Annotated in this window: 13 protein-coding genes; 6 read left to right on the top strand and 7 right to left on the bottom strand. The window is 55.4% G+C overall.

Annotated features, from left to right (window positions below):
* Both ACOCD2_RS08025 and ACOCD2_RS08020 read left to right on the top strand, forming a co-directional pair.
* On the top strand, positions 1-180 hold a 180-nt coding region (locus ACOCD2_RS08025; RefSeq protein WP_296714260.1), incomplete at its 5' end, for a hypothetical protein.
* A 1-nt stretch (position 181) separates the two neighbouring features.
* Complete coding sequence (locus tag ACOCD2_RS08020) at positions 182-481, top strand: segregation and condensation protein A (RefSeq protein ID WP_293650628.1); 300 nt, start codon at positions 182-184, stop codon at positions 479-481.
* A gap of 69 nt (positions 482-550) precedes the next feature.
* On the opposite strand, the gene ACOCD2_RS08015 is transcribed toward ACOCD2_RS08020, so the two are convergent.
* The 3 genes from ACOCD2_RS08015 to ACOCD2_RS08005 are packed head-to-tail and all read right to left on the bottom strand — an operon-like array spanning position 551 to position 2,295.
* The gene (locus ACOCD2_RS08015; protein WP_293652485.1) at positions 551-1,450 is read right to left on the bottom strand and encodes a peptidylprolyl isomerase; all 900 of its coding nucleotides are present in this window, start codon (positions 1,448-1,450) and stop codon (positions 551-553) included.
* Positions 1,447-1,749 carry a YciI family protein gene (locus tag ACOCD2_RS08010; RefSeq protein WP_293648940.1) on the bottom strand — a complete coding sequence of 101 codons (303 nt, stop codon included), beginning with the start codon at positions 1,747-1,749 and terminating at the stop codon, positions 1,447-1,449. The genes ACOCD2_RS08015 and ACOCD2_RS08010 overlap by 4 nt, the downstream gene beginning before the upstream one ends.
* Complete coding sequence (locus ACOCD2_RS08005; protein WP_293648943.1) at positions 1,750-2,295, bottom strand: septation protein A; 546 nt, start codon at positions 2,293-2,295, stop codon at positions 1,750-1,752.
* Positions 2,296-2,482: 187 nt separating this feature from the next.
* Between ACOCD2_RS08005 and ACOCD2_RS08000 the strand changes: the two genes are divergently transcribed.
* The 3 genes from ACOCD2_RS08000 to ACOCD2_RS07990 all read left to right on the top strand — a co-directional run bounded on the left by ACOCD2_RS08000 (position 2,483) and on the right by ACOCD2_RS07990 (position 4,068).
* On the top strand, positions 2,483-2,905 hold the full coding sequence (locus ACOCD2_RS08000) for a thioredoxin family protein (RefSeq protein WP_293648946.1): 423 nt from the start codon (positions 2,483-2,485) through the stop codon (positions 2,903-2,905).
* Entirely contained in the window at positions 2,902-3,657 is a 756-nt protein-coding gene (locus ACOCD2_RS07995; RefSeq protein ID WP_293648949.1) for a competence/damage-inducible protein A, read from the top strand. The genes ACOCD2_RS08000 and ACOCD2_RS07995 overlap by 4 nt, the downstream gene beginning before the upstream one ends.
* 78 nt (positions 3,658-3,735) lie before the next feature.
* Positions 3,736-4,068: a hypothetical protein gene (locus tag ACOCD2_RS07990; RefSeq protein WP_293648951.1), complete on the top strand. Its 333-nt coding sequence runs from the start codon at positions 3,736-3,738 to the stop codon at positions 4,066-4,068.
* A 78-nt stretch (positions 4,069-4,146) separates the two neighbouring features.
* Here the strand turns inward: ACOCD2_RS07990 and ACOCD2_RS07985 are convergent, their stop codons facing one another.
* The 3 genes from ACOCD2_RS07985 to ppx are packed head-to-tail and all read right to left on the bottom strand — an operon-like array spanning position 4,147 to position 7,084.
* Positions 4,147-4,539 (bottom strand): DUF971 domain-containing protein, encoded by a 393-nt coding sequence (locus ACOCD2_RS07985; RefSeq protein ID WP_293648363.1) that lies wholly within the window; start codon positions 4,537-4,539, stop codon positions 4,147-4,149.
* Positions 4,532-5,527 (bottom strand): ferrochelatase, encoded by a 996-nt coding sequence (gene hemH / locus ACOCD2_RS07980; protein ID WP_293648361.1) that lies wholly within the window; start codon positions 5,525-5,527, stop codon positions 4,532-4,534. The genes ACOCD2_RS07985 and hemH overlap by 8 nt, the downstream gene beginning before the upstream one ends.
* 51 nt (positions 5,528-5,578) lie before the next feature.
* Entirely contained in the window at positions 5,579-7,084 is a 1,506-nt protein-coding gene (gene ppx / locus ACOCD2_RS07975) for an exopolyphosphatase (RefSeq protein WP_293648358.1), read from the bottom strand.
* Positions 7,085-7,142: 58 nt separating this feature from the next.
* Between ppx and ACOCD2_RS07970 the strand changes: the two genes are divergently transcribed.
* Positions 7,143-7,724, top strand: coding sequence for an NUDIX hydrolase (locus ACOCD2_RS07970; protein WP_293648355.1), 582 nt, complete (start codon positions 7,143-7,145; stop codon positions 7,722-7,724).
* A gap of 297 nt (positions 7,725-8,021) precedes the next feature.
* Here the strand turns inward: ACOCD2_RS07970 and ACOCD2_RS07965 are convergent.
* On the bottom strand, positions 8,022-8,421 hold a 400-nt coding region (locus ACOCD2_RS07965; protein ID WP_293814898.1), incomplete at its 5' end, for a hypothetical protein.

Genomic DNA, 8,421 nt, shown 5'->3' with positions numbered 1-8,421 from the left:
CCGCGTTCGGAGGCCTACTTTGTTTTCCCTCTGGCGCAAGGCACGCCGGGAAAACAGTGCGGCCTCGCGGCTACTGGGGTCTACCAGCCTTCGCTTCGCTCTCCATGGCTGGCAGCGGTGGATACCATGGATTGGCTTCCTGTATTCTTGGCGTCTGAAAACTACAAAGAGGCAGTTTGAGATGACTGATAGCAGTCGAAAAGAAGCTGAAATACTGATGGTGATGCGCAAGGTGCTGGCGAACATCATCAAGGACACCACGCCGGAATTCAAGACCATGAAGCATCCCTTGTCCGGCGATACCATCGAAGATATCAAGATGTGCCTGAGCCTGATCGCGGCCAGGGAGAGGGAACTGGCGGATGAGGCGGGTACGGCACATTCACGACCCTATTTTACCGACGAGAAAGTAAAGGCCGAGGTAGTGCCGATCAGCAAGATAGGCGGCCTGGAAAAGAAGAAACAGAAAGAAGATGATTAGAAAATGCTGAATTCGAGGATTTGATTCATCAGCAGGAAAAGACGGCGCCCGAACGGGCGCCGCTCCGTATTACTTTTTGGTGGCAGGTTTTGCGGCAGCGGCTGCCGTGGGCTGCTCTGCACCGGCAACCTCGACTTTGGCATTGTTGCGCAATTCACTGACCATCTGCGCCAGCTTCTGCTGCTGAATCTGCAGCTTGAACTGATCTTTCACCTGGTCCAGGGGAGGCGGCTCCTGGGTGCGGATGTCTTCTACATCAATGACATGCCAGCCAAACTGGGTTTTTACCGGCTTGCTACTGTGCTCGCCTTTCTTCAGGCCACTCATGGCGTCGCCAAAGGGCTTGACCACCTGGTTACGGCCCACCCAACCCAGTTCACCACCGGCATCCTTGCTGCTGTCCAGTGAATGCTTCTTGGCCAGCTCGACGAAGTCCTCGCCCTTGGCAAGTGCATCGATGATGTCGTTTGCTTCCTTTTCTTCTTTGACAAGGATGTGGCGCACTTTGTATTCCTGAAGATTCTCGGGCGTGAATTTTTTGTCATAGGCTGCCTTGATTTCAGCGTCCGTGACAGGATGCTTTTCGAAATAGGTGTTGACCTCGGCTTCTGCCAGGACCTGGATGTCGGCCATTTTCAACGCGGCAGCCACCTGGGGCAGCTTGTCCAAACCGTTTTTCTGCGCTTCCTGTGCCAGCAGCGTGGTATTGACCAGCTGGTTCAGCAACTGGACCTGTGCCTGCTGGCTGTCCAGTTTGTTCTGGCCACCCTGAAGGGCGTTGAAAGCAAGGACCTCGATATCGGTCACGGCCTGTCCGTTGATGGTAACCAGGGTCTGTGGACCAGTGGCCTTGGGTGCAGGTGTTTGTCCAGCCTTGCTGTCTTCAGCCTGGGCGCCACTTTGCAGTGCGCCGGCCAGTAGCAAGGAAGCTGCCAGTGTCTTGAGTTTGCTGTGTGTAAATTTATTCATTCTGGGAATACTTTCCTGAAAGGTTTGACGGAGACGTGTTTGTACACGCCGGCGGATACATAGGGATCGGTTGCTGCCCAGCTTTCTGCATCGTCCAGGCTGGGGAATTCGGCAACGATGAGGCTGCCGGTAAAGCCGGCTTCGCCGGGGTCTTCGGCATCGATGGCCGGGTTAGGACCTGCGAGCAACAATCGCCCTTCAGCTTGCAGCTGCTGCAGGCGTTCGACATGGGCGGGGCGGGCAGCCGTGCGATCCGCCAGGCTGTCCTCCCTGTCGGTGCCAATAATGCAATATAACATTTAGGTTTGTTCCTCCTCCTGTGGCAGCATGTGCCGGGCCAGGTAAAAGCCCTGCAATACCATGAAAACAAGGGTCAGACCCAGCATGCCAAACAGCTTGAAATCGACCCAGGTGCTTTCTGAAAAATTGTAGGCTACATACAGATTTGCAAAGCCTGCGCTGACGAAAAAAGTGATCCAGGCCAGATTGAGTCTGCCCCATACCGGCTGCGGAAGGTTGATAGCGTGGTCCATCATGCGCTGCAGCAGATTGCGTTGCATGAACAGGCCGGAGCCCAGAAAAGCCGCTGCAAACAGCCAGTTGACCACAGTAGGTTTCCACTTGATGAATACAGGGTCGTGCAGTGCCAGCGTTAGGCCGCCGAAAACCAGCACCAGGCCCAGTGTTACCCATTGCATGGTCTCGACTTTCCTGTGGGCGTGGTATGTCCAGCCGATCTGAATCAGGGTGGCTGCAATGAAGATGCCTGTAGCCACATACATGCCCCAGATCTTGTAGGCAACAAAGAATATAATGACCGGGAGAAAGTCAGTGAGCAGTTTCATTCATCAATGATAATTTATTGGAATTTCTTGTTTTGGGAGCTTTTGAATAAATATGGCGTTGTCATGACCCGTGCCGGGATGACGGACTATTATTCAAATGACCCCTTAGTGGACAAGTATGGTAACAAAAAGTTGCGTTCCTGGCATTTGATGTGGAATACCGCTTATTTATCGAGGAAACAGGATATTGTCAAAGCCCCTGATACAGCGCGTCCGTGACTTTGCCGAACTGGCGAAGCTGGCCGCATATGAAAACCGCCTGATTCTGCTGCTGGTCTCCCAGCAGGAATGCCCCTACTGCCATCTGATCAAGGAGGAGATCATTCGTCCCATGATACTGGGTGGCGATTTCAGGGATGACATACTGATTCGCGAACTGTTTATCGATGCAGGTGAAAAGATCAGGGATTTTAAGGGGGTAGAGCGGGAGGCGGCTGATTTTGCTCACGGTTATGGTGTTTTTGTCACGCCGACCCTGCTGTTCCTGGAGGCGGATGGAACAGAGCTGGAAAAGAAGATGACCGGGATCAACACGGTCGAAATGTACTGGTATTACCTTTCCCAGTCCATTCAGGACGCGATCAGCAAGCTGCCGGAGAAAGCCTCGTGAAATTCGGTCTGATGGTGATTGGTGATGAAATACTCAGTGGGCGCAGACGTGACACACACGTGGAATGGTTCCGGCACATCTTGCAGGATCACGGTTTTTCCCTGGGCTGGGTGCAGATACTGCCGGATGATCCTGAGCTGCTGATACGTCAGATCCGGCAGAGCATGATGGCCGGGGAAAAGGTGTTTTCCTGCGGCGGTATCGGCGCCACGCCGGATGACCATACACGTCAGTGCGCAGCTGTGGCGGCCGGTGTTCCCCTGGTGCGCAACTCCGAAGCGGCCGCGCTCATCGAGAAGCAGTTTCCCGGCAGCGCCCGGCCTCATCGTATACGCATGGCAGACCTTCCCGAAGGCAGTGAGCTGATCCCCAATCCGGTAAACAACGTAGCGGGATTTTCCATCAAGGAGCATTACTTCCTGCCCGGTTTTCCTGATATGTCCCATCCCATGGGGCAGTGGGTACTCGACAGGTATTATCCACCGGATGAACACGCCCCGCAGACTTTGTCCCTGCGGGTGTACGGTGCATCGGAGAACGAATTGATGCCGATACTGGAAAAGCTGACCGGTGACTGGCCGCAACTGAAACTGTTCAGCCTGCCACGTATGGGTGAGGAATCCTTCGTGGAACTGGGGTTTACCGGTAGTGAGGAGATTGATGCAGCCTTCCATTCGCTGCAGCAGGCTTTGCACCGTGGCCGTTTCTCTTTCACGTTGTCAGAAACGGACCAACGTTCTTCCGGTGCATAAAAACGATATGGAAAAAATTCCGCGGATTGCTCATTATCGAACCTTACTCAAACCAATAGGACGAGGGATGACTTGCCCATGAATCTCCAGAAATTCAGAAACGGAATGGTCGTGATACTGGCGTTGCCGGTTTTTTTGGCTGGTTGTGTGACGGAAGGTGAAGTGCTTCGTGACAAGGGCTATCCGCAAGCCTATACCGAAGGCTATGATGATGGCTGTTCCAGTGGCAAGAATGCAGCCGGCTCCATGTTCGACGAATTCAGGAAGAACGTGCACCGCTTTCAGGATGACCGCGACTACCATGATGGCTGGCAGGATGGCCATGATGAGTGCAAGAGTCAGTGGAAAGAGACCATGCACGAAATCGAGCGTTCCCAGGATAACTACAAAAGGGACAAGTATCGCTACTGATTGGTAGCGACTGTCAGCCTTTTCCTGGCTGTCAGCATGGCCGGGTTACTAACGCCGGCCTTTCCATATGCCGAGTGCTCATCGTTCCGGATTATCGTTTTTCCAGGACGGCGCGATGCGTTTGTGTCCCGCCTGCTGCAGCCTGTCCAGGTAATCTGTCCAGTACAGGGCCTGCTTCTTCCCGAGTTCGTGCAGATAGGCCCAGTCGAACAGCCCTGAATCATGCCCGTCGTCGAAGAAAATCTTGATGGCATATTGCCCGACAGGTTTGATATCGGTGATGTTCACATCCTGCTTGTCCAGTTGCAGCTTGGCACCCTGTCCCCAGTGCCAGCGCACCTCAGCCGAAGGTGAATAGACCCGTAACAGCTCGGCCGGGTAGGTGAAATGGCTGCCGTCATCGAAACCGATTTCAAGCGTATGGGAGCGGGTGTGTACGGTGATATCAACAGGCTTGGGTGTGTCACTCATTTATCCACCCTCCCAGGTAGCGCATTGCCAGTCCGGCCAGCATGTCGATATGGGCCCTGGAATCGTTCAGGCAGGGAATGTATTCATAGCGTTCTCCACCGGCTTGCAAAAACACTTCTTTGTTCTCCATGGCGATTTCTTCCAGTGTTTCCAGGCAATCCGAGGAAAAGCCCGGGCATATGACCTGCACATGTTTGCATCCGGCGTTTGCCAGTTCACGCAGGGTGTCCGCCGTGGCCGGTTGCAGCCAGGGTTCTCTCCCCATGCGGGACTGATAGCAATGCCGCCATTGCGCGCTGTTCAGATTCAGGGCTGAAATCAGTGCGTTCGTTGTTTCTTCACATTGGTGGGGGTAGGGATCACCCGCATCGGCATAACGTTGCGGCAAACCGTGGTAGGAAAGAACCAGTGTATCCGGCTGGCCGTGCTGCTCCTGGAAATCCTTCACGCTGCCGGCCAGGGTCTGAATGTAACCGGGGTCGTCAAAATACTGATTGAGCAATCGCAGCTCGGGGAGCAGGCGCCAGTTTTTCAGCTCGGTAACCACGGCGTCGAATGCAGAAGCCGTGGTGGTGGCGGAATACTGCGGGTAGAGCGGGAATACCAGTATGCGCAGGCAGCCCTGATCACGCAGTTGCTCCAGGCCTTGTCTGATGGACGGATTGCCATAGCGCATGGCGGGAACCACGGCAATACGGCTGCCCAGCTTTTGCTGGAGTGCTTTGGCCTGTTTCACCGTATTCGTGAGCAAGGGCGAGCCTTCCTCCGTCCAGATCTTGCGATAGGCTTTGGCGGATCGTGCCGGACGGATATTGAGAATGGCGCCGTGAAGAATCGGCCACCAGAGAACGCGGGGCATTTCCACCACACGGGGATCCCAGAGGAATTCGCGCAGATAGCGTTTGACGTCCCCCCGGGATGGGGAGTCGGGTGTGCCCAGATTGATCAGGAGGATACCGGCGTCGCAATGCTTTTCAGGTTCTGTCATGGCTCATCTGCAGTTTTCTGTCACTGGATTCGATTCTCATGCCGGATGATCTCATGAGTAGCTCAGGAAATAACCTGCTGAATCCAGATACTTTGCTTCGCGCTCCAGTTCGGCTGTGGTCAGAGGATGTTCCTCGAGCCAGTCTGCGGGGAAAGACAGGATAATATTGTTCTTTTCCGCCATGATGCCAAGCTTGGGTTTGCGGCGGGAGCTGCGTCCGCGGTGCAGCAGTACGGACAGGCGCAGCAGGATGGCAAGGCGTTTGCTGGATTCGCGCACTTCTTTGGCAAGGTCGCCGAAAAGTGGGGTGGGGAATTTGCGCCGGTGCGCACGCACGAGCATGGCCAGCACTCCCTGAGACTGCCGGGAGAAGCCTGCCAGGTCTGCATGGGCGAGAATATAGGCGCCATGTTTGTGGTAACTGTCATGAGAAATGGCTACGCCGATTTCGTGCAGGAGAGCGCTCCACTGCAGCATCAGCTGCAGTTCGGGATCGTCCAGTTTCCAGCTGTCTGACACCTGCTCCAGCAGCATCAGGGCTGTATGCGCCACGCGCTTTCCCTGTTCCTGGTCAAGACCGTAGCGCTGTACCAGGGTATCGACCGTGCGTTCACGCACGTCGTGATGCTGGATGCTGCCCAGCAGCTCAAACAGCAGTCCTTCCCGCAAAGCCAGATCAGAGACCCGCATCTGATCGATATCCAGAGCCTTGAATACCGCGCTGAGTACTGCGACGCCACCGGCAAAGACCGGACGCCGGTTGTCACTCAGTCCTTCCAGCTTGAGGTTGTCCGCCTTGCCGGCATCGACAACCGCCTTGCGCAGTTTCTTCAGTGATTTCCGGCTGATGCCTTTGTCAGACCAGCCCTGGGCCTGCACGACATCACGGATGGAGCGGATGGTGCCCGAGCTGCCCACTGCAAGTTCCCACTGGTCGCTGTCATACACCGTCTGTACCGGGCGCACTTCCAGCCGCCCGGCAATCACCGCGGCATCCATGAGCTGTTGGGTGATCCTGCCATCCGGGAAGAAACGCTGACTGAAGCTCACGCAACCCATGAACAGGCTTTCCCGATCGAGGGTTTCCATGCCCGCGCCGATGATCAGTTCAGTGCTCCCGCCGCCGATATCGACCACCAGGCGTTTTTCCTCGCTGCCCGCCAGTCCATGAGCCACACCGAGGTATACCAGCCGTGCTTCCTCGTGTCCGGCGACGATTTCGATGGGGTGGTTGAGTGCTTCCTCCGCTTTGTGCAGAAATTCTCCACCGTCGCGTATCTGGCGCAGCGTGTTGGTGCCCACAGCACGCACGGCATGTTGCGGCAGATCGCGAAGCCGCTGGCCGAAACGGGATAGGCAATCCAGAGCGCGTTCCTGAGCTTCATCCGTCAGCCGCTTCTTGTTGTCCAGCCCAGCGCCCAGGCGTACCATCTCCTTGAGCCTGTCGATGATCTGCAGCTGGCCGTTTTCGATCTGTGCGACGATCAGGTGAAAGCTGTTGGAGCCAAGGTCGACGGCGGCAATTGTGTGGGGCGGGGTAATCTGTGATTCTGGCATCTGCGCGGATTTGGATACAGCAAACAATACACGTTAGTTTACAGCAGAGGAGAGAGGAGTGAAATTCTGTAGCAGTTGCGGTTCGAATGTGGAGTTGAGCATTCCGCCCGGGGACAACCGCCAGCGATTCGTGTGTACCTCATGTGGTGAAATTCATTATCAGAATCCCAAACTGGTGACCGGCTGTATTCCCGAATGGAAAGACCGCGTGCTGCTGTGCCGCCGCGCCATCGAGCCGCGTTATGGCTTGTGGACCCTGCCGGCAGGATTCATGGAAAATGAGGAGAGCGCCCAGCAGGGCGCCGCGAGGGAAACCCTGGAAGAGGCAAATGCGCGGGTCAGTATCGAGCAGCTCTACACTACCTTCAATCTGCCGCATATCAGCCAGGTCTATCTGCTGTTTCGCGGCAGCCTGGAGGACCTGGATTTTTCTCCAGGTTCCGAGAGCCTGGATGTGGCCCTGTTCCGGGAGGAAGATATTCCCTGGGACGAACTGGCGTTTCCCGTGGTCAGGGAAACCCTGAAATATTACTTTCAGGACAGGGAATCCGGCGTGTTCATTCCCCGTGTGGGAGATATTCACTGGCAATCAAGAAAATCCGGGGAGTACACCGTTACCCTGTTGCAGGCGGGTAGCTGAAGCCCGGTGACCTGGTATCATTTCTACCCTGACAGGATGTGGGAAGAGCCCACCCATGGCTTTTTCAACAACGGAAACCGAAAAATGCGAATGTCGCTTTCTCACGCGCACAGGCGGCCCAAAAAACCTTTTTTCAACGGCCTGCCAATCGGTTCTGGAGATAAAACAGTGAGACAGGAAGTCCGCACAATACTGCAAGCCCTGTTGCTGCTTACACTGTTTCATTCCTTTGCTGCCTTGGCCACAACACCCGACCTTACCTGGGAAGAAGCAAAACTGCGTGCCAAGCAGGTAGCTTCAGTCGACTACAGGCTGTATTTCCGGTTTGCCGGAGAGAGCAGGGAATATCAGGGTAAAACAGAGGTCATGTTCAACCTTGAAGCCGTTCCGGATCACCTGTTCCTGGATTTTTCGGGTGACAGGCTCAAGAAGCTGCGCATCAATGGTCATCCGGTCGCGCGGGCAGCCATCCAAAACCATCGTGTGTATCTGAAACCCGAGCTGCTGAAGACCGGGCGCAATACTGTACAACTGGTTTACGCCAATGATTTCGACACCGGCGGCACCGGGCTGCACCGCTCGCTGCCAGCCATGGAGAGCGAAGCGAAGGCTGGTAGACCCCAGTAGCCGCGAGGCCGCACTGTTTTCCCGGCGTGCCTTGCGCCAGAGGGAAAACAAAGTAGGCCTCCGAACGCGG

Source organism: Thiolapillus sp. (assembly GCF_048562965.1).
Taxonomy (GTDB): domain Bacteria; phylum Pseudomonadota; class Gammaproteobacteria; order Chromatiales; family Chromatiaceae; genus Thiolapillus; species Thiolapillus brandeum_A.
This window is presented reverse-complemented; position numbering and strand designations above follow the sequence as displayed.